The sequence below is a fragment of the Streptomyces sp. LMG1-1-1.1 genome, assembly GCF_040815545.1.
GTDB lineage: Bacteria > Actinomycetota > Actinomycetes > Streptomycetales > Streptomycetaceae > Streptomyces.
This window is the reverse complement of record NZ_JBFPNH010000013.1, coordinates 168,279-189,166: the sequence shown is the minus strand read 5'-3', so window position 1 is coordinate 189,166 and position 20,888 is coordinate 168,279. Positions and strand designations below refer to the sequence as shown.

Sequence of the window (20,888 nt, the reverse complement as noted above, 5' to 3'; positions counted from 1 at the left end):
CACCGAGGAGACGACATGAAGATCTACCAGCCCATGCTCTTCGTGGGACTCGGCGGCACCGGCGGACGCATCGGCAGCGAACTCGAACGCAGCCTGCGCCGGGAGCTGTGCGGACCCGACGGCACCGACCTGGTCGACGGAGGCCGCCGGCTGCCCTTCCAGCTGCCCGACTGCCTCCAGTTCGTCTACGCCGACTTCAGCGAGGGCGAACTGCTGAGCCAGCCGCAGTTCCGGGCCAAGGGCGCCGAGGGCGCCGCCTTCGCCCGTACCTCACGGATGGTGCGCGACCTGCTGCCCACCGACTTCGACTCCTCGCCCGAGGTGACCCGCATGCTGCGGGTCTCCGTCCACGAGGAGACCCGGCTCTGGCTGCCGCCGCAGGCCCGCCAACCGAGGGTCGCCCCCCTGAACAGCGGCGCCGGGCAGCTGCCCACCGTCGGCCGCGCCGCGTTCTTCGCGACCGTCCGCTCCGGCCTCGAACCCGTCCTGCGGCAGCTCCGCGAGGCCATCGGCGCCATCGGACAGGCCGCCGGCGACCTCAAGCGGGTCGGCGGCGGCCGCATCCGGGGCTGCGACGTCTTCGTCGCCTTCTCCGTCGCCGGCGGCACCGGGGCCGGCATCTTCTACGACTTCATCCACCTCATCGGGCACGAGTTCCGCAACGCCAAGGTGCCCGGCGTGAAGATCTACCCGCTCGTCGTCATGCCCTCCGCCTTCCCGCCCGAGGCGGGCGGCGGACGCGAGGCCGAACTCAACGCCGCCCGCGCCCTCGTGGACCTGTCGCGGCTCGTCGACGACCAGAACGTGCCCGACGCCCTCGACACCGTCGGCGACGTCGAGGAGCACGGCAGGCTCAGCGTCACCTACCCCGGCGACGGACTCGTCGCGCTGCGCCCCGCCACGATGCAGACGGCCTTCCTCTTCTCCAAGCCGGCCGTCATCGGCAGCGAGGACCTGCGCCGCTCCATCACCGCCATGGTGATGTCGCTGATCGGCACCGAACTCGGCGAGGACAACGGCTCGGTGAACCGCGCCGAGGACGACTACCAGTCCTTCGCCGCCAGCTTCATCAACAAGAGCGTGGAACGCGCGACCCCCGCCCGTACCGGCATCGGCTACCGGGGCATGTCCACCAGCCTCGCCGCCTCCCTCACCGTCCCCGTCGACGACCTCGCCGAGATCGTCGCCGCCCGGCTCCTCGCCCAGGCCGTCCGCGGCATGTCCGAGCGCGCCCGGCGCCCCGCCCGGGAAGGACAGGACCACGTCCGCGACCTGTTCACCCGCTCCGGCGTCGGCCGGCTCTGGAGCCGCGAGGCCCCCGACGTACCCCTGCCCGAGCAACTCCCCAGGGGCAGCCGGGACATCACCCAGGAACTGCGCCAGCGCCTCCAGGACATGGAGGAGTCCCTGCACCGCCTCGACATCCACCTCGCCCGCGAGATCCCGCGCCTCACCGAGGACTTCAGGCCCGGCGCGGGCGCCCGCGAACTCCTCGGCACCATCGGCCCGTTCCAGCTCGAAACCGTCCTCGCCGGACTGCCCGGCCACCCCGACCGGGTCGCCAGGGAAGGCTTCACCGGCATGCTCGACAACCGGCGCAACGAACCCGAACGGCCCCCGCACGTCCAGACGTCGGCCCCCGCCATCCCCCGGATCAGGGGCAGCGTCGGCGGGGTCGTACCGGCCCGCTGGGCCGACCCCGACGTGCAGGACGCGCTCGCCGCGCAGGAGGCCTGGTACCAGTGGCGGGCCCGGGTCCTCTGGCACCGCGGCTGGCAGGCCGGCGAGGCCCAGTGGCGGCCGTCCCTGAACCGCGTCACCAGCGAGGTCGCCGAGCTCGCCAAGGTGCTCCGCGCCCACGAACAGGACGAGCGCAAGGTCTTCGCCGACCGCCGCCGCGAGCTCTACCGCGACGACCGCGCCGGCATCGCCTACCTCCTGCCCCCGCAGAACACCCTGCGCGCCTTCTACGACGACGTCGTCGACCGGCTCGCCCAGAGCGAGGGCCTGCCCGAGACCACCGACGCCGCGACCCTCCTCGACCGGCTCGTCGGACCCGACGACTGGCGGCGCGCCCTGGACGCGGTCCGCCGCTCCTCGGGGGCGGCCGTCAAGGAGATCAAGCAGGTCGTCGAGCGGCGGGTCAAGCGACTCTTCGGCGAGGCCAACGAGGACGTGTTCGCCCGCCCCCTGCTGCCCTCCATGGAACTCCTGCTGCGGGCCGCGTCGGGCGACGAGACCGCCGAGGCGAAGGTCGACCCCCGCTGGCTCGACCAGTTCCGCTCCCGGCTCGCCGGACTGCTCCCGGTGGGGTTCATCCCGGACGGCAGCGGCCCGCTCAAGATCCTCATCGTGCACCCCGCCAGCGAGTCCGACGGCCGCGCCGCCGGCTTCCTCTCCCAGGAACTCAACCTGCCCTCACGGGTGTTCCCGGAGTGCCGAGCCGTCGACACCGACTCCATCACCGTCGTCCTCTTCCGCAGCGGCATGAACCTCACCGACATCTCCGAGGTCCGCAGCGTCCTCAGCCTCTGGTCCGAAGCCCGCGACTCGGGCGGCGAGGACGACTTCCTGCACTGGCGCCAGCGCCTCGGCTACCAGGACGACTGGCTCGTCTCCACCGAGCAGGACCGCCAGCGCATCCTGCACCGCCTGCTCTGCGCGATGTGGAACGACCACATCGCCACCGAGGGCCCGGCCGCCTCCCCCCACCTCGTCCGCATCCGGCTCCAGGAGGGCGAGTCCGCGACCATGTCGCTGCGCCTGGAGGGATTCGACGGCTCGCTCTCCAGCTGGGCGGGACTGCTCCGCGCGTACGAGCGCTGGGCGCTGCTCGACGAGGGCCAGATCATCGAGCAGTTCTGCGAACGGCTCATGCGCACCCTGCCCAAGGGCCTCGCCCAGGTCCCCGCGCCCCCGTCGGCGCTCTTCACCCGCTTCGTGGAGGACATCGCCCCGCGCCAGCTCACCCTCATCGACGAACTCGCCGCCGAATACCGGGAGTCGGACACCGAGTGGCTCGCCCCCCTGCGTCACTTCTGGGAGGTCACCTACCCCGGCGCCCTCGGCATGCGCTTCCCCAGCGCGTCCCGCGCCACCCGCCCCAACCTCCGCGCCCTGTACGAACGCCACGCACCGCGCCAGGGCCGGCGCACCGCACCCCGGCAGGGTCCGGTCCCGCCCCCGGGCCGCGGACGGCCCGACGGCCGCGTCCCCCGGGACCGGTACGAGCCCCGTCCGGGCGCCGGACACCAGAACGGACAGCAGAACGGACACCCGGACGGCGGCCAGAACGGACACCCGAACGGAGGCCGGAACGGGGGGCAGAACGGAGGCCGGCACGAGAACGGGCACGGGAACGCGCACGCGCACGGGGACGGCTTCCGGAACGGCGGGTCCGTCTACGAAGGCGACTGGGAAATGGACCCCGAGCCGGACTTCGGGCCGCCGTACGACGACTTCGACGAGGGCCTCGACGGCGGCCTGGACACCGACCTCCACGCCGACCTCGACGACGGCCCGGACGACGACCTCGACGACGAGGGCGGCTACGAACCCCGCTACGACGACAGCTACCAGGGGGACTACGGGGACGGCCACAGGGACAGCTACGGGGATCAGTCGCGCCGCCGCGACCGGGCCGGTGAGGCGGAGTGAGCTCCCGCGTGCTCCCCGAACGGCCGATGCCGGGCCACGCCGTCTGCCTCGACCTGCGCGCGGCGGAGGCGTACGACGCCGACGCCGCCGTGCGCGCGGCCCTGGACGCCCCGCAGCCCGGCGGTGAGCGCCGCTTCCTCGTCGTCGACGCGGCCGACCGGCTCGTCGCCCACCAGCTGCTGTACGAGCGCCTCTACTCCTACGGGCCCGCCCACATCGTCTGTCTCGCCGTGGCGGCGCGGGGGGAGCGGAACCTCAGCCGCTCGCTCACGTTGCGCCCGCCGGCGGCCGGGGTGCTGTGGGTGTTCGACAGCGCGGACGACGGCGTCCCGGGCGAGGCCGTGCTGCGGCCGCTGGTCGAGGTCCTGTCCACGCCCGAGGTGTTCGACGCGGTGCTCCGCGCGCTCGGCGAGGTGGTGCACGGTGTGGCCGTGCCCGCCGTCCGCGTCCTGGAGCACGACCTCACCGACGAGGCGCGGGCACGCGCCTGGCGGCAGGCGGTGGAGGGGCTGACCGGACAGGACGTCCCGGCCGGCGGCGTCTCCGCCGATCAGGTGCCCGGAGCGCTCGCGCTGCTCCTCGACGAGGGCGTGCCGCGCTCGCTCTCGGGTCACCGATGGCTGCCGCCCCAGGGCAGGGCGGGGGCGCGACTCGCCGCCTGCGAGGAGGCGCTCGGCGACGCCGTCGACGGCTACGAGCGCGTACGGGGCGCGGCCGGACTCCTCACCCGGGTGGGCCGGACCGTGGACCTGCCGGGGGACGTCGAGAAGGTGACCGAGGAGCTGGGCCGGTTCCGTACCGCCGTCGCGGACGCGTTCGGCGCCGCGGGCGGCACCCGGCTCACCGCCGAGCACCGGGGCCTGCTCAGGGACCGGGGGATCGAACTCCCCGAGATGCCGCGGGAGATCTCCCGGACCGGCATCGTGCCCGCGCTGCGCGACCACACCCACGACCTGATCGGCAAGGGCCTGCCGCTGCGGTCCGTGGCGGCCCGGCTCTCCGCGCTCTCGGCGCGCACCGCCCCGGTGGGCAGCGCCGCCCGCCTCGCCCGCCTCGACGCGATCTGCGGTCCGGAGCGGCTGCGGCGGCTCGGCGGCCGCCACCCCTTCACCGGCGGCGGCTCCCGCCCGGCGGCCTTCGCCGTGACGGGGCTCCTCGCCCTGCTCGCCGGGGTCTGGCCGGTCCTCGGCTGGGCCCTCGGTCCGGCCGTCGCGGTCCTCGCCGCCGGGCTCGCCCGCCTGGCGCTGCGGCGCAGGCCGAACCGCTCGCCCGACGGACGGATCGACGGCGGCGGCGCCACCGGCGCGGCGCCCCGTCTCGTCGGCGGTCTCGTCGGCGGTCTCGTCGGCGGCGTCGCCGGCGCCGTCCTCGGCCAGGTCCTCGGCCCGCCGGCCTGGGCGGGTGCCGTCGCGTTCACCGTGTCCGCGGCCGCGGTCGTCCTCCTCGCGCTGCGCGACTGGACCCGGGCCGTGGACGACTGGTGGGCGCGCGCCGACCCCGAGGAGGCCGGCCGGATCCTCCGGGAGATCCAGGCCCTGGTCGTCACGACCGCCGTGCACGACTGGCTCTTCGCCGAGGTGCGCCACCACTGCTCGGCCGGCGCGGGCGCCGTGGCCCGGCTGCTCCGCGCCCTCGCCGCGACCGCCGACGCGCACGGGCAGCCGTACGCGCCGGAGTGGAGCACCGGCAGGACGGCGACCGCACCGCCCCCGGCCCCGGACGGCGGCGCGGCGTCCTGGAGCTGGGAGGACTGGGGGGACGGGGAAGAGGCCGACGCCTGGTCCGACCTGGACGGGGAACCCCCGGCCGGAGTCTCGACCTCCGCCCCGCACCGGTCTCCGTCGCCCGGTGACCCCTTCGGCCCGTTCGAGCCGGCCGGCCCGTTCGACCCGGCCGGCCCGGCCGGCCCGGCCGATCCGTACGACCCGGCCGACCCGTACGCCCGGACCGGCCGGGCCGACGGGCGGAACGGATCCGAGGCGTCCGGCTCGGCCGACCGCTACGGCTCGTCCGCCTCCTACGCCTCAGCCGACCCCTATGGCCCAGCCGATCGCCACGGGCCAGCCGATCCCTACGGTTCGTCCGCCTCCTACGACTCACCCGCCTCCTACGACTCACCCGACCCCTACGACTCACCCGGCCCCTACGGCCCGTCCGTCTCCTACGGCCCGTCCGTCTCCTTCGGCCCGTCCGGCAAGGCCCCCGGTGCCCCCGGCGGTGGGCCCCCGCCCGGGTCCGTGCCCCCGCCCGGTTCCGTATCCGCGTCCGGGCCCGCGCCCGGCTGGCTGGAGCGGCGGTACGGGGACGGGGGCCCCGCACTCGTGGACACGCTCGTCGGCGACCTCGTCGGCGGCACCGTGCTGATCCTGGACCGGTGCTGGGCGGGCATCGAGCGGGACCCCGGCGCGACCGCTCCGGCGGTGTACGAGCAGCGGCTGGGGGAGCTGCTCGCCGAGACCCGGCTGCGTCTGGAGCGCGATGTGGCGGCCTCGCCGCCGCCCGCCGGCGACCGGTTGCGGGACCGCGAGGCGCTCACCGTGCTCGCCGCCTTCACCGACCGTTCGGACCGGCCCGACGCCGCCCGGCTCACCGGGGTCGCCCCGGACGCGGTCGCCCGGCTGCTCCTGGCCGAGGACGACCCCGGCGCCACGGTCGCGCTCTGCGGCCCCGAGCACCTCCGGCTGCTCTCCCACGACCCGCTCGCCGCCCGGCAGGTGCGGTTCGTGCCCGAGGCGATGCGCCGCGGCGCGGCGGGCGACGACGTCTGGCGCGGCACCGCGGAGGACGTCGTGTGGACCGGGGCGGGGCGGCACGCCGGGATCCTCCGCCTCGTACCGCTGCGCGCGGACGTCGTGCACACCGTCCGCGCCGAGGAGGCGGGAGAACAGTGACCGACCCGAACCAACCGAACCGCCCGGCCGACCCGTACCCCCCGATCGACCCCGACCACCCGGACCACCTCGGCGAACCCACCCCGCCGCCCCACCCCTACTACCAGGAGCTGGAGTTCCGCACGCACGAGGAGGTGCCGGTCCGCTTCGCCGTGCGGTACGGGGAGGACCACAGGCCGCCCGGCCGCCCCGGTGTCGTCGCGCGCCGGGCGGTGCTCGGCGCGGGGTGGTCGGTCCTCCAGTACCGGCTGACGGCGTCCGCGCACGGCGACCCGCACGCGTACGGGCTCCTCGAAAGAGAGGTGTCGGCCGCCATCGCGCTCGAACGGCGTTACGGACAGCAGAAGTTCGGCGCCGTGTTCGCCCGGATCGTGGGCTTCGACCTGACCGCCGCCGAACCCTTCGTGCTGTACCGGCCGCCCGTCGGCCGACCGCTCTCCGAGTGGGCGGGGCGCCTCGGCGCCGACGACCAGGAACGGATCACCGGCCAACTCGCCATGGCCGTGAGGCTCCTGGCAGAGCTCGACCTCGTGCACCGGGCCGTCGCACCCGACACCGTGCGGTGGGACGGCGCACGCGTACGGCTCTGCGAACCGTACGCGGCACTGCGCGCGGGCGAGGCGCGCGAACCCTTCGGCACCGCTCCCTGGGCCTCGCCCGAACAGCGCGCCGGAGCCGGGGCCGTCGACCCGCGCGACGACCTGTGGTCCGTCGCCGCACTCGCCTACTACCTGCTCTCCGGCCGCCCCGACCGGGGCGAGGGGCCCCCGGCCGACCTCGCCGACTACCGCCGCCTCGCCGCCCTCGGCCAGAGCGGCCTCTACTCCCCGCGCGCCGCGGAACGGCCGCACCCCGCCGAACTCATGCGCCTCCTGAACGTGCCCGACCCGCTCGCGACCGGCGTCGGCACGGCCGACCCGCTCTCCCGGTGGCGCGCCGAATACGACCTCCAGCTCGCCCGCAAACGCGCCCTTCGCGACGGGAGGGTGCCGGGCGCGGGAGAGGGAGAACACGCGGCGGACGCCGCCGACCGGGACACCCCCGCGCCGCGCCCGCCGCGCACCTTCCTCGGCCGGATCTTCGGCGGCGGGGACGAGCCGCCCCGCGCTGCCCCCGGCCCGTCCCCGTCGCTCCCGCCCGACGGCGTACCGGACCCGCCGTCGCGGAGCCGGATGTGCCCGCACTGTCTGCTGCCCGTCACCTACGACGAGCGGCTGCTCGTCACCATCGACGCCAAGGGCAACCGGATCCCCCTCGACCTCAGCGGCGAGCGCCGCCCCGGCCACGTCGCCGACGCGCTGCGCAAGGCCTACCACCTGTGCCCGCACACGGCGGACGGCGACGAGGAGCACGAACTCCCCGTCCCCTACCTCACCACCGGCGAACCGCTGTCCGTCGCCCTCGTCGGCAGCTCCTCCGTCGGCAAGACCCACCTCCTCGCCGCGATGCTCGGCGAGGTCGAGCTCGGGGGTCTCGAACCGTACGGACTGAAATGCCGGCCCCTCAACCCCGAGGCGCACCGCACCTATCTGCGCGAACGGGTGCAGAGCCTCAAGGAGGGGCGGCAGCTGGGCCGTACCGGACAGCAGACCTTCGCGCGGTTCGCCGACGGGCTGCTCGTCTCGGCCGGCGGGGCGACCCCCCGGCCCGTCGTCTTCTTCGACCTCGCGGGCGAGGACCTCGCGCAGGACGGGGAGGTCGGCCGCTTCCTGATGGGCGTCGACGCCTTCGTGTTCGTCGTCGACCCGCTCCGCGCGCTCCGCCTGCCCTCCCTCGACCCCGTCCGCGAACAGAGCGGGCTGCGGCACCGCGACCTCGGCGACGAGGCCTTCACCACCGTCCTCAACCGCATCCCGCGGCAGCGCGGCGGACTCGTCGCCGCACCCGCCGCGCTCGCCGTCAACAAGAGCGACCTGGTGCGCTTCGAACCGTCCGTCGACCGCTGGCTCGGCCGCGCCCTGCCCGGCCGCCACGACCCGGCGGCGCTCCGGGACGAGAGCCGGGACGCGTACGCCTTCCTCGCCCACCACGCCGGCGCCGCCTGGCTCAAGCCCTTCGACGACTGCGCGGACTGCACCCTGCACTTCGTCGCCGCGACCGGCGGACAGGCGCGCGGCGACCGATTTCCGCACGGGGCCCGGCCGCGCCGCGTCCTCGCACCACTGCTGTCGCTCTTCGCCATGTGCGGGCTGCTGCCCGGGGCGGAGTCCGGAGAGGGGATCGCCCGATGACACGGCCGGAGAACGAGGTCGACCAGATCGTCTTCCGCTGGGACAGCGAGAACCCGTCCGGCAGCACCGGCTTCGGGCCCGTCGCCTGGTCGGGGCCCCGCGACGAGGCGGAGAACCTCTTCCGCATCTCCGGACCCGTCCTGCGGGCCAGCGGGGACGAGACCCGGCCCGCGCTGATCCGCCTCCAGCAGAACGCCGGCGTCATGCTGATCCGGCGCACCCCCTTCACCGACGCCGGCGGCGGCACCTCCGTCCTCTGCCACGCCCTCGTCGGCTCACCCGACCTCCTCGAACCCTCCACCTGCCTCGGCCTCCACGCCTGGGACTGGGAGGGCGCCACCGCCGTGAACGCCGCCGAGGCACGCGGCCGGCTGCCCGTGGTCCCCGAGGACGCCCTCGTCTCGACCGCCGTCGGCCAGGGGCAGTGGGAGCTCGACCGGGCCCTCGCCGACGTCTCCAGGGAACTCGTCGGCACCGTGGCGGAGTTGCTGCGCCACCCCGACGAGCGCTTCACCGTCCTCGACGAGCGGGGCGACACCGCCCTCGGCGTCCTCTGGGGACTGCACAGCATGTTCGGCGCGGCCACCAACCGCCGGTGGACCTTCGCCACCCACGACACCGCCGAGGTCACCGCGCTCCGCTTCGTCTTCGTCGGCCGCTGGTCGGGCGCGGCGAGCCGCAACACCGAACGCCGCCGCGTCGACCCGCTCGACCGCTACGGCGACCGCGCGGAAGCGGTCGCGACCGGCCTCGTCCGCCACCACCTGCGCGGCGTCGTCGAGGGCGAAGGCCGCGAGTACGCCGTCGGCAGCGCCCTCCACGCCGCCGCCTCCGCCCGCCGCGCCCCCCTCCTCGACACCGCCGCCCGCGCCCTCGACACCCTCGACCGCGGCCCCGGCGCCCCCGCGCCCCGGACGCCCACCCCGACGACCCGGAAACCCTCGCCCCACTCCGCCGCCCCGCCCCCGCCCCCACCCCCGCACCCGGCTCCCGCCGACCCCCGTACCCCCACCCCCGCGCCCCCGCGTCCGGCTTCCCGGGACCCGCACCGCCCGACCTCCCGGGACCCGCACCCCGCGACCTCCCGGGACCCGCACCCCCCGGCTGTCGAGGCCCCACCCTCCACGGCGCCGCCGCACCCGCGCCCGGCCTCTGGGGACCCGTATCCGTCGACCTCCCGGGATCCGTACTCGCCGAGCTCCCGGGATCCGTATCCCCCGACACCCCGCGACCCGGGCGACCCGGGCGAGACCGATCGCCCCGAGATGCCGCACCGGCCGCCGGACCCGGCCCCGATGGCCTCCTCCGCCCCGGTGGCCCCGGCCGCTCCGACACCCCCCTCCGCCCCGACACCCCCCTCCACCCCGACACCCCCCTCCGCCCCGACACCGCCGTCCGCCCCGGCGGGGCGCGACCGGTATCCCGACCAGGTTCCGCACGCCGACGCCGGTGACTCCCCCCGCCTCGTCCTGCCCTTCGTGACGCCGGAGTGGAGCGGGCCGGAGAAGGAGCGCGGACGGGCGTGGGGGCGGGGGAGGGGGAAGGAGCGGGAGGCGGAGACGGGGCTCGTGCACAAGCTGCCGACGGCGCGCGGGCCGGAGGAGGCGCGGGGGATGGTGCAGCGGGCCGGCAGTCGGGAGTTGCTCGACGTGCTGCGGCGCCCGCTGGACCACGCCGTGCTCACCGTGCTGCTCGGGGAGATCGCCCGGCGGCTGCCGTCCTGGGAGCACCCGTTGCGCCGTGAGCTGTGCGAGGTGGCGCTCGACCGGGAGCTGTGGGCCGTGGCACGGCCCGGCGTGCGGCACCCCTCGGATCCGTCGCAGGAGCAGCGCGCGGCGAACGCGGCCGAGCTGTACCGCTGGGCGGTCCGGCCCGTACTCGCCGGCGGGGACGCCCGTATCGCCACGGTCGCCGAGCTGCTCTCGCGCCTGCGGACGGACCCGGAGCCGTCCGCCCGCCAGGCGTTCTGGCTGATCGTCGACGGAGACCGGCCGGGCCTGCCGGACGCGGTCTGGCTGACGCTCCTGAAGGAGGCGTACGGCATGCCCCGCACCCCGCCGAGGCCGGCGGCCCCGGTGTCCCCGGCCGCCACCGACCCGGACGATCCCGGCAACGTCTACACGCGCCGCTTCCTGACGCGCGCCGGCGTGCTGCTCGGCGGGTTGGTGGTGGCGATCCTCCTGATCGGCCTGTGGGGGCTGCTGACCTGACCCCGTGTCCTGACCCCGCACCCGGCCCACGCGCCGACCCGCCCACGCACCGACCCGCACCCGCCCCACGCACCGACCTGCACCCGCCCCACGCGCCGACACCCGTCCAGGCACCCCCCCACGCGCCGACACCCCCACGCGCCCGATCCGCCCACGCACCGACCCGACCCGGCCCGGCCTGCTGCGAAAGGCAGGCCGTGGCCGCCAGGCTCCGTCAGGATGGGCGCATGGGATTCCATGTCGATTCCGAGACCGGGCGGCTGCGCCGCGTCATCCTCCATCGGCCCGATCTGGAGCTGAAGCGGCTCACCCCGTCCAACAAGGACGCCCTCCTCTTCGACGACGTGCTCTGGGTGCGGCGGGCCCGGCAGGAGCACGACGGCTTCGCGGACGTGCTGCGCGACCGGGGGGTGGTGGTGCACCTCTTCGGGGAGCTGCTGAGCGAGGCCCTTGAGGTGCCGGCCGCCCGCGCGCTGGTCCTCGACCGGGTCTTCGACGAGAAGGAGTACGGGCCGCTGGCCGCCGACCACCTGCGGTCCGCGTTCGACTCGCTGGACGCCGTCGCGCTCGGCGAAGCGCTCGTCGGCGGGATGACGAAGCGGGAGTTCCTGGCGGCGCACCGGGAGCCGACCTCGGTCCGCTTCCACGCCCTCGACCTGGACGACTTCCTCCTCGGCCCGCTGCCGAACCACCTCTTCACCCGGGACACCTCGGCGTGGATCTACGACGGCGTCTCCATCAACGCGATGCGGTGGCCGGCCCGGCAGCGCGAGACGGTGCACTTCGAGGCGATCTACAAGCACCATCCGCTCTTCACCGGCCCGGAGGCGGGCGCCTTCCACCACTGGTCGGAGGGGCAGGCCGACTACCCGTCGACGATCGAGGGCGGGGACGTCCTCGTCATCGGCAACGGCGCCGTCCTCATCGGGATGAGCGAGCGCACCACGCCGCAGGCGGTGGAGATGCTGGCCAGGGGCATGTTCGCGGCCGGTTCGGCGCGCACGATCGTCGCGCTCGACATGCCGAAGCGGCGGGCGTTCATGCACCTGGACACGGTGATGACGATGGTCGACCAGGACACGTTCACCCAGTACGCGGGGCTCGGCATGCTCCGCTCGTACACGATCGAACCGGGCGACGAGGGCCGGCCCCTGCGGGTGACGGACCATCCGCCGGAGCAGATGCACAGCGCCATCGCGGCGGCCCTCGGGCTCCGGGAGATCCGGGTCCTCACGGCGACCCAGGACGTCCACGCGGCCGAGCGCGAGCAGTGGGACGACGGGTGCAACGTGCTGGCGGTGGAGCCGGGCGTGGTCGTCGCGTACGAGCGGAACGTCACGACCAACACGCACCTGCGCAAGCAGGGGATCGAGGTCATCGAGATCCCCGGCAGCGAGCTGGGGCGGGGACGCGGCGGCCCGCGCTGCATGAGCTGTCCGGTGGAGCGGGACGCCTCCTGAGGGCGGGGGAGGGGAGGCTGGGGGACGGCTGGGGTGGGGTCCACCCAGGGGGCTGTATAGAAATGCTGAAGTTCGTATAGACTTCCAGGGTCCCGACCGTCGTCCCTTCGGCGACCCCCGACTCTTACCCCAGGAGCGCGTCCCATGGCCACAGACCTCATCGGCCGCCACTTCCTCAAGGAGCTGGACTTCACCGCCGAGGAGTTCCGCGCCCTGATCGCGCTCTCCGCCGAGCTCAAGGCCGCCAAGAAGGCGGGCACCGAGGTCCAGCGGCTGCGCGGCAGGAACATCGCGCTGATCTTCGAGAAGACCTCGACGCGCACCCGCTGCGCCTTCGAGGTCGCCGCCGCCGACCAGGGCGCCTCCACCACCTACCTGGACCCCTCGGGCTCCCAGATCGGTCACAAGGAGTCGGTCAGGGACACCGCGCGGGTCCTCGGCCGGATGTTCGACGGCATCGAGTACCGGGGTGACAGCCAGGTCGCCGTCGAGGAGCTCGCGGCCTACGCGGGCGTCCCCGTCTTCAACGGCCTCACCGACGACTGGCACCCCACCCAGATGCTCGCCGACGTGCTCACCATGACCGAGCACACGGACAAGCCGCTGGACGGGATCGCCTTCGCCTACGTCGGCGACGCCCGCTTCAACATGGGCAACTCCTACCTGGTCACCGGCGCCCTGCTCGGCATGGACGTCCGCATCGTCGCCCCGGAGGCGTACTGGCCGGCCGCGGAGATCGTCGCCGCCGCCCGCGAGCTCGCCGCGACCAGCGGCGCCACGATCACGCTCACCGAGGACGTGAAGGAGGGCGTCCGCGGCGCCGACTTCGTCGCCACCGACGTCTGGGTCTCCATGGGCGAGCCCAAGGAGGTCTGGGACGAGCGGATCGCCGCCCTCGCCCCGTACGCCGTGACCATGGACGTGCTGCGCGCCACCGGTAACCCCGACGTCAAGTTCCTGCACTGCCTGCCCGCCTTCCACGACCTGGGCACGGCCGTCGGTCGGGACATCCACGCCCGCCACGGCCTCACCGAACTCGAGGTCTCCGACGAGGTCTTCGAGTCGGCCCACTCGGTCGTCTTCGACGAGGCCGAGAACCGGATGCACACGATCAAGGCGGTCCTCGTCGCGACACTGGCCGGTCCCGCCGCTGCCTAAGCCCCACTCCCTGATCCGGCCTGATCGGCAAGACCCCCCAAGCCCCACTCCCTGATCCGGCCTGATCGGCAAGACCCCCCAAGCCCCACTCCCTGCCCCGGCCTGATCGACAACACACCCCCTGGAGGGCGCATCACGGCTCCCGGGCCCGGCCCTGCGCCGGTATCCCCGGGAGCGTGAACCAGACCGCCTTGCCCTGGGCGGTGGGCCGGTGGCCGCAGTCGCTGCTGAGCGCCCGGATCAGGAGGAGGCCGCGGCCGTGCTCCTGCCAGGGGTCGACCTCGGCGCCCGGGGCGGGGTACGCGAGCCGACCGGGCCGGGCGGGCTCGGAGTCGTGGACCTCGATCTGGCAGCCGCCCGGCGCGGTGAGCAGCTCCACGACCAGTTCGATGGGGCCCCGTCCGGCGGTGTGCTCGACGGCGTTGGCGACCAGCTCGGCGGTGAGCAGCTCGGCCGTGTCGCTGTCGGGGCGGTCGGCGCCGTCGGGGTCCAGGTCGAGCAGCGCGGTGCGGATCAGGGCGCGGGCGATCGGTACGGCGGCGGTCGTGTGCGGCAGCCGGATGCGCCAGGAGACCGGGGGCCCGGCCGGGGCCGGTCCGGCGGGGGTGGCGCCGGTGTCGGCAGTACTGGTGTCGGTAAGGCCGGTGTCGGCAGAGCCGGAACCGGCAAGGCGGGGATCGGCAGGGTCGGGGTCGGGGTCAGCGGGGCCGGGGTCAGCGGGGCCGGGGTCGGCGGGTCCGGCGGCTTCGGGCATGGGGCAGGCTCCCTTCATCGGGAGGGCGAGTGGCCGAGTGGGCGGTGGAGATATCCCTAGACGTCCTGTTTTCAACCTTACGAGGCCCGAAATCCGCTTCCCAGGGCACCCCACCCTGACCGCCGGGGACTTCGGTCACGAGACTCCAGGGACCTTGTGAGGGCGGAGCCCGCACCTCCTTTATCGCGTACTCGTGACGGTAGTCACAGTAGAGTGATACCCTCCGAACGGAGGAAGGAGGCCGTTCCGTATGAGCCCCTTTACCGGCTCCGCGCCCCGCACGCCCCGCTGGCAGCACCTGCGCCTGGAGATCGACCGAGGCGTCGCCACCGTGACCCTCGCCCGCCCGGCCAAACTCAACGCCCTCACCTTCGGGGCCTACGCCGACCTGCGCGACCTCCTCGCCGAACTCTCCCGCGAGCGGACCGTCCGCGCACTCGTCCTCGGCGGCGAGGGGCGCGGCTTCTGCTCGGGCGGCGACGTCGACGAGATCATCGGCGCCACCCTGTCCCTCGACACCGCCGGGCTCCTCGACTTCAACCGGATGACCGGGCAGGTCGTACGGGCACTGCGCGAGTGCCCCTTCCCGGTCGTCGCCGCCCTGCACGGCGTCGCGGCCGGCGCCGGCGCCGTCCTCGCCCTCGCCGCCGACTTCCGGATCGCCGACCCGACCACCCGCTTCGCCTTCCTCTTCACCCGGGTCGGCCTCTCCGGCGGGGACATGGGCGCGGCATACCTGCTGCCCCGGGTCGTCGGCCTCGGCCACGCCACCCGGCTCCTCATGCTCGGCGAACCCGTGCACGCCGCCGAGGCCGAGCGCATCGGCCTGCTCAGCGAACTGACCGAGGAAGGCGGCGCCGACGACCGCGCCGCCGCCCTCGCCCGTCGCCTCGCCGACGGCCCCGCCCTCGCCCTCGCCCAGACCAAGGCCCTCCTCACCGCCGAACTCGACATGCCGCTCGCCGCCTCCGTCGAACTGGACGCGGCCACCCAGGCGCTCCTCATGCACGGCGAGGACTACGCCGAGTTCCACGCCGCCTTCACCGCCAAGCGCCCCCCGAAATGGCAGGGCCGCTAGCCATGGCCGGCCCCCGGGTCGCCCACCGATCGCAGCGGATCGCCGTCATCGGGGGCGGCCCCGGCGGGCTCTACGCCGCCGCGCTGCTCAAGCGGCTCGACCCTGACCGCGAGGTCACCGTCTGGGAGCGGAACGAGCCGTCGGACACCTTCGGCTTCGGCGTGGTCCTGTCCGACGAGACCCTCGGCGGCATCAGGGACGCGGACCCGGCCGTCTACGAGGCGCTGGGCCGGGAGCTGGTCCGCTGGGACGACATCGACGTCGTCCACCGGGGCCACCGCACCACCTCCACCGGTCACGGCTTCGCCGCCCTCGGCCGCCGCCGGCTCCTGGAGCTGCTGCACGACCGATGCGCCGAACTGGGCGTACGGCTCCGGTTCCGCACCGAGGCGCCGCCCGCCGCCGAGCTCGCCGCGACCCACGACCTGGTCGTCGCCGCCGACGGCGTCCACAGCCGCACCCGGGAGGCGCACGCCGCGCACTTCCGGCCGGGGATCACCACCCACCGCTGCCGCTACATCTGGCTCGCCGCCGACTTCCCCTTCGACGCCTTCCGCTTCGAGATCGCCGAGACCGAGCACGGCGTGATGCAGCTCCACGCCTACCCCTACTCCGCACGCTCCTCCACCGTCATCGTCGAGATGCGCGAGGAGGTCTGGCGGGCCGCAGGCTTCGACGAACTCGACGAGGCCGAGTCCACCGCCCGCTGCGCCAAGATCTTCGCCGAGGCGCTCGGCGGCCGGGAGCTGCGCGCGAACAACTCCGCCTGGACCGCCTTCCGTACCGTCGTCAACGAGCGCTGGTCGTACGGCAACACCGTGCTCATCGGCGACGCCGCCCACACCGCGCACTTCTCCATCGGATCCGGCACCAAGCTGGCCGTCGAGGACGCCCTCGCCCTCGCCACGGCAATCGGCGAACACCCCGACCTCGCCGAGGCGTTGCGCGCCTACGAGACCGCGCGCCGCCCCGTCGTCGAGTCCACCCAGCGCGCGGCGGCCGCCAGCCTCCGCTGGTTCGAGGAACTCGCCGACCACGTCGACCGGCCGCCCCGCCGCTTCGCCTTCGACCTGCTCACCCGCAGCCGCCGCGTCACCCACGCCAACCTGCGGCTGCGCGACCCGGCCTTCACCGACACCGTCGAACGCGACTTCGGCTGCCCGCCCGGCACACCGCCCATGTTCACCCCCCTCCGCCTGCGTGGACTCACCCTCCGCAACCGGATCGTCGTCTCGCCCATGGACCTGTACGTCGCCGAGGACGGCGTCCCCGGCGACTTCCACCTCGTCCACCTGGGCGCCAGGGTCCTCGGCGGCGCCGGACTCGTCATGACCGAGATGGTGTGCGTGAGCCCCGAAGGCCGCATCACGCCCGGCTGCTCCGGCCTCTGGAACGGCGAACAGGCCGACGCCTGGCGCCGGATCACCGCCTTCGCGCACGCCCAGGCGCCCGGCACGGCGATCGGCGTCCAGCTCGGCCACTCCGGCCGCAAGGGCTCCACCCGCCGCATGTGGGAGGGCATCGACCAGCCGCTCCCCGACGGCAACTGGCCGCTCGTCGCCGCCTCCCCGCTGCCGTACCGGCCCGGCGTCAACCAGACCCCCCGCGCCCTGGACCGCGCCGGACTCGCCGCCGTACGCGAGGAGTTCGCGGCGTCGGCCCGCCGTGCCGCCCGCTGTGACTTCGACCTGCTCGAACTCCACTGCGCCCACGGCTACCTGCTCTCCGGCTTCCTCTCCCCGCTCACCAACCGCCGGACCGACGCCTACGGCGGATCGCTCGACGCCCGGCTGCGCTTCCCCCTCGAAGTCTTCGACGCCGTACGGGAGATGTGGCCCGACGACCGCCCCATGACCGTCCGCGTCTCGGCCACCGACTGGGCCGAGGGCGGCACCACCGCCGAGGACGCCGTCGCGATCGCCCGCGCCTTCGCCGCCCACGGTGCCGACGCCATCGACGTCTCCACCGGCCAGGTCGTCCCCGACGAGGCCCCCGCCTACGGCCGCTCGTACCAGACGCCGTACGCCGACCGCATCCGCGCGGCCGTCGGCATCCCCGTCGTCGCCGTCGGCGCCATCTCGTCCTGGGACGACGTCAACTCCCTCCTCCTGGCCGGCCGCGCCGACCTCTGCGCCCTCGCCCGGCCCCACCTCTACGACCCGCACTGGACCCTCCACGCGGCCGCCGAGCAGGGCTACGAGGGCCCGGCAGCTCCCTGGCCCGCCCCGTACCGCGCCGGCAGCCGTCGACCCCCCACGGGCCGCCGGGAGTAGAACCGGCGGCCGGATCGCCTGGACGCCCGCGTATGCCGGTGCGACGCGACAGCATGGTGCGGGCGCCGCCGGACCTCTTGAATGAGGGCATGACAGAAAACAGGGGCGGGAAGGGTGCCGGGGCGGTCCTCGGCACGGCGACGGCGGCGACCGGACTCCTCGCGGGAGTGTGGTTCGCGTACGTCTGCTCGGTGATGCCGGCGCTGGCGCGGAGCGACGACAAGGTCTACGTCGAGGTGATGCGGAACGTCAACGACGTCATCCAGAACCCGGTGTTCTTCACCCCGTTCTTCGGGGCCGTGATCCTCGCCGCGGTGGCCGCCTGGCAGCACCGCGCCGGCCGCGCCCGCGTCTGGACGCTCGCCGCCCTCGTCCTCGCCGTCGCGGTCTTCCTCGTCACCTCCGCCGCGAACGTCCCCCTCAACGACGCCCTCGCCACCGCCCACGACCCCACCGCCGCCCGCGCCGCCTTCGAAGGCCCCTGGGTGACCTGGAACATCGTCCGCGCCGTCCTGACGACAGCGGGCTTCGCCTGCCTCCTCAAGGCCCTGGCCGTACGGAACCGGACCTAGAAGGGCTTAGGGCTCAGGGCTCAGGGCGCCACCACGGGCCGGACGAACTCCGCTCCCCGGTCGCGCAGCAGCTCGTGGAGGGCGGTGAAGACCTCGGCCGAACGGCGGCCGGGCCAGTCGTCGGGCAGCAGCTCGGCCGGGAGGACGGGGTCGGCGTAGGGCAGGCGGCGCCAGGAGTCCAGGGCGAGGAGGTAGGCCCGGTAGGCGTCCTCGGCGCCGCCGGGCTCCGTCCGCCAGGCCCGCAGCACCGGCTCGTGGGCGGCGAGGAAATCCTCGTGGAGGCCCGCGATGGCCGGCAGGTCCCACCAGCGGGCCACCGCCTCCGCCGTCGCCGCGTACCCGAGGTGGTCGCCTCGGAACAGGTCCACGTACGGGGAGAGTTCGAGCCGCTCCAGGGCGTTGCGGGTCTCGTCGTACAGCCGCGCGGGCGCGATCCAGACGCCCGGCGCGGCCGATCCGAAGCCCAGCCGGGCGAGCCGCGAGCGCAGCAGGTGCCGCTTGTGCCGCTCGGCCTCCGGCACCGAGAAGACGGCCAGGACCCACCCCTCGGACAGCTTCGGCTCCGTACGGGCGTAGATCCGGCGGTCGCCGTCGTCCAGGAGCCGCCGCGCGTCCTCCGACAGGGCGTACCCCGCCGCCCCGTCCGCCGTCCGGCCCGGCAGGAGCAGCCCGCGCCGCTTCAGCCGCGACACCGAGGAACGCACCGACGGCGCGTCCACCCCCACTGCCGCGAGCAGCCGGATGAGCCCGGCCACCGGCATCGGCGAGCCGTCGGGCCCACGGCCGTACGCGCCGTAGAGGGAGACGATCAGGGAACGGGGAGTGTGCTGCTCGGCCACGTGATCACTTTAGGGGGTGTCCAGCCGATCGGGCCGGGCTCGCGGCGCCTCACACCCCTCGCACCTCCTCGCGCAGCCGGTAGCGCTGGAGCTTGCCCGTGGCCGTGCGGGGCAGCGCGTCGAGGAAGACGATCTCCCGGGGCGACTTGTACGGGGCGATGCGGGCGCGCACGAAGGCCCGCAGGGCGGCGGCGGTGCCGGCGTCGCGCGGCACCCCGGCCCGTACCACCGTGTACGCCACGACGACCTGGCCGCGCAGGTCGTCCGGGCGGCCCACGACCGCCGTCTCGACCACGTCGGGGTGGTCGAGGAGGACCTCCTCGACCTGCGGCCCCGCGATGTTGTAGCCGGCCGAGATGATCATGTCGTCGGCGCGTGAGACGTAGCGGAAGTAGCCGTCGGGTTCGCGGACGTACGTGTCCCCCGTGACGTTCCAGCCGTCCCGTACGTACTCGGTCTGCCGCGCGTCGGCCAGATAGCGGCAGCCCACCGGGCCGCGCACCGCCAGCAGCCCCTCCGTGCCGTCCGGGACGCCCCGGCCCTCCCGGTCCACGATCCTGGCCTGCCAGCCGGGCACCGGGCGGCCGGTGGTGCCGGGGCGGATGTCGCCGTCGGCGGCGGCGATGAAGATGTGCAGCAGCTCGGTCGCGCCGATGCCGTTGATCAGGCGCAGGCCCGTGCGTCCGTACCAGGCCCGCCAGGTCGCCTCCGGCAGGTTCTCGCCCGCCGAGACGCATCGGCGCAGCGAGCTCACGTCCGGGGCGGTGCCGTCGGACAGCTCGTCGACCATCACCCGGTAGGCCGTCGGCGCGGTGAAGAGCACCGAGACGCGGTGCCGTTCGATCGCGGCCAGCAGCTGCTTGGGGCCGGCCTGGGGGAGCAGGACCGCGCTCGCCCCGGCGCGCAGCGGGAAGACGACGAGCCCGCCGAGGCCGAAGGTGAAGGCGAGCGGCGGCGAGCCGGCGAACACGTCGTCGGGCAGCGGGCGCAGGACGTGCGCGGAGAAGGTGTCGGCGACGGCGAGGACGTCCCGGTGGAAGTGGACGCAGCCCTTGGGCCGTCCGGTGGTGCCGGAGGTGAACGCGATGAGGGCGACGTCGTCGGCGGCCGTGGCCACCGCCTCGTACGGGCCGGGGCGGCCGGCCGCGAGGGCCAGCAGGTCGTCCGGGCCGTCGCCGCCGAACGGGGTGACGCGGAGGCCGGGTATCCGGGCCTGGAGGAGGTCGTCGAGGACGTGGGCGTCGCAGAGCGCGTGGGTGCAGCGGGCCGCGTCCGCCATCACGGCCAGCTCGGCCGCCCGCTGCTGGGCCAGGACGGTGACGGCGACCCCGCCCGCCTTCATCACGGCGAGCCAGCAGGCGGCCAGCCAGGGGGTCGTCGGGCCGCGCAGCAGGACCCGGTTGCCGGGCTTGACCCGCAGGTCGGAGGTGAGGACGTGGGCGATGCGGTCGACCCGGTCCCGCAGCTCGCCGTAGCTCCAGACGCCGCCCTCGCCGTCGTGGAAGGCGGGCCGGTCCGGGCCGAACCGCTGCACCGTGCGGTCGAGGAGTTCGGCCCCGCAGTTGAGCCGGTCGGGGTACGCGAGCTCGGGAAGGTCGAAGAGGAGGTGCGGCCAGCGGTCCGGCGGTGGCAGCCGGTCCCGGGCGAAGGTGTCGAGGTGGGCCGAGGGTGTCAGCTCCATGAGTCCGTCCCCCTGTCGTGGTGGGGTCGCTCAACGCCACACGAGCGTATCGTGTTGGTGACGACAGTCAACGGTCCGCGACAA

At 74.7% G+C, this 20,888-nt stretch carries 12 protein-coding genes; 9 read left to right on the top strand and 3 right to left on the bottom strand.

Annotated features, from left to right (window positions below; translation table 11 throughout):
- Nucleotides 1-15: 15 nt before the first annotated feature.
- The 6 genes from MRBLMG1_RS05555 to argF all read left to right on the top strand — a co-directional run bounded on the left by MRBLMG1_RS05555 (nucleotide 16) and on the right by argF (nucleotide 13,607).
- Nucleotides 16-3,657 carry a tubulin-like doman-containing protein gene (locus MRBLMG1_RS05555; RefSeq protein ID WP_367821292.1) on the top strand — a complete coding sequence of 1,214 codons (3,642 nt, stop codon included), beginning with the start codon at nucleotides 16-18 and terminating at the stop codon, nucleotides 3,655-3,657.
- Nucleotides 3,654-6,548 (top strand): hypothetical protein, encoded by a 2,895-nt coding sequence (locus tag MRBLMG1_RS05550; RefSeq protein WP_367821290.1) that lies wholly within the window; start codon nucleotides 3,654-3,656, stop codon nucleotides 6,546-6,548. The genes MRBLMG1_RS05555 and MRBLMG1_RS05550 overlap by 4 nt, the downstream gene beginning before the upstream one ends.
- A complete protein-coding gene (locus MRBLMG1_RS05545; protein WP_367821288.1) occupies nucleotides 6,545-8,779 on the top strand; it encodes a hypothetical protein in 2,235 nt (744 codons plus the stop codon). Before MRBLMG1_RS05550 ends, MRBLMG1_RS05545 begins: the two co-directional genes overlap by 4 nt.
- Complete coding sequence (locus MRBLMG1_RS05540; protein WP_367821287.1) at nucleotides 8,776-10,989, top strand: hypothetical protein; 2,214 nt, start codon at nucleotides 8,776-8,778, stop codon at nucleotides 10,987-10,989. Before MRBLMG1_RS05545 ends, MRBLMG1_RS05540 begins: the two co-directional genes overlap by 4 nt.
- A 227-nt stretch (nucleotides 10,990-11,216) precedes the next feature.
- Complete coding sequence (locus MRBLMG1_RS05535) at nucleotides 11,217-12,449, top strand: arginine deiminase (RefSeq protein ID WP_367821285.1); 1,233 nt, start codon at nucleotides 11,217-11,219, stop codon at nucleotides 12,447-12,449.
- Nucleotides 12,450-12,593: 144 nt separating this feature from the next.
- Nucleotides 12,594-13,607, top strand: a complete 1,014-nt coding sequence (argF, locus tag MRBLMG1_RS05530; RefSeq protein ID WP_367821284.1) for an ornithine carbamoyltransferase — start codon at nucleotides 12,594-12,596, stop codon at nucleotides 13,605-13,607.
- 133 nt (nucleotides 13,608-13,740) lie between these two features.
- On the opposite strand, the gene MRBLMG1_RS05525 is transcribed toward argF, so the two are convergent.
- Entirely contained in the window at nucleotides 13,741-14,169 is a 429-nt protein-coding gene (locus tag MRBLMG1_RS05525) for an ATP-binding protein (protein ID WP_367821338.1), read from the bottom strand.
- A gap of 442 nt (nucleotides 14,170-14,611) precedes the next feature.
- On the opposite strand from MRBLMG1_RS05525, the gene MRBLMG1_RS05520 reads away from it, so the two are divergent.
- The 3 genes from MRBLMG1_RS05520 to MRBLMG1_RS05510 all read left to right on the top strand — a co-directional run bounded on the left by MRBLMG1_RS05520 (nucleotide 14,612) and on the right by MRBLMG1_RS05510 (nucleotide 18,284).
- Nucleotides 14,612-15,439 (top strand): enoyl-CoA hydratase family protein, encoded by an 828-nt coding sequence (locus tag MRBLMG1_RS05520; protein WP_367821282.1) that lies wholly within the window; start codon nucleotides 14,612-14,614, stop codon nucleotides 15,437-15,439.
- The gene (locus MRBLMG1_RS05515; RefSeq protein ID WP_367821280.1) at nucleotides 15,424-17,712 is read left to right on the top strand and encodes a bifunctional salicylyl-CoA 5-hydroxylase/oxidoreductase; all 2,289 of its coding nucleotides are present in this window, start codon (nucleotides 15,424-15,426) and stop codon (nucleotides 17,710-17,712) included. The genes MRBLMG1_RS05520 and MRBLMG1_RS05515 overlap by 16 nt, the downstream gene beginning before the upstream one ends.
- Nucleotides 17,713-17,801: 89 nt before the next feature.
- The gene (locus MRBLMG1_RS05510; protein ID WP_367821278.1) at nucleotides 17,802-18,284 is read left to right on the top strand and encodes a DUF1772 domain-containing protein; all 483 of its coding nucleotides are present in this window, start codon (nucleotides 17,802-17,804) and stop codon (nucleotides 18,282-18,284) included.
- 20 nt (nucleotides 18,285-18,304) lie between these two features.
- Here the strand turns inward: MRBLMG1_RS05510 and MRBLMG1_RS05505 are convergent, their stop codons facing one another.
- Together MRBLMG1_RS05505 and MRBLMG1_RS05500 are read right to left on the bottom strand one after the other, a co-directional pair.
- On the bottom strand, nucleotides 18,305-19,123 hold the full coding sequence (locus tag MRBLMG1_RS05505) for a PaaX family transcriptional regulator C-terminal domain-containing protein (protein ID WP_367821276.1): 819 nt from the start codon (nucleotides 19,121-19,123) through the stop codon (nucleotides 18,305-18,307).
- A 49-nt stretch (nucleotides 19,124-19,172) separates the two neighbouring features.
- Nucleotides 19,173-20,804, bottom strand: a complete 1,632-nt coding sequence (locus MRBLMG1_RS05500) for an AMP-binding protein (protein ID WP_367821274.1) — start codon at nucleotides 20,802-20,804, stop codon at nucleotides 19,173-19,175.
- Between the last annotated feature and the right edge of the window lie 84 nt (nucleotides 20,805-20,888).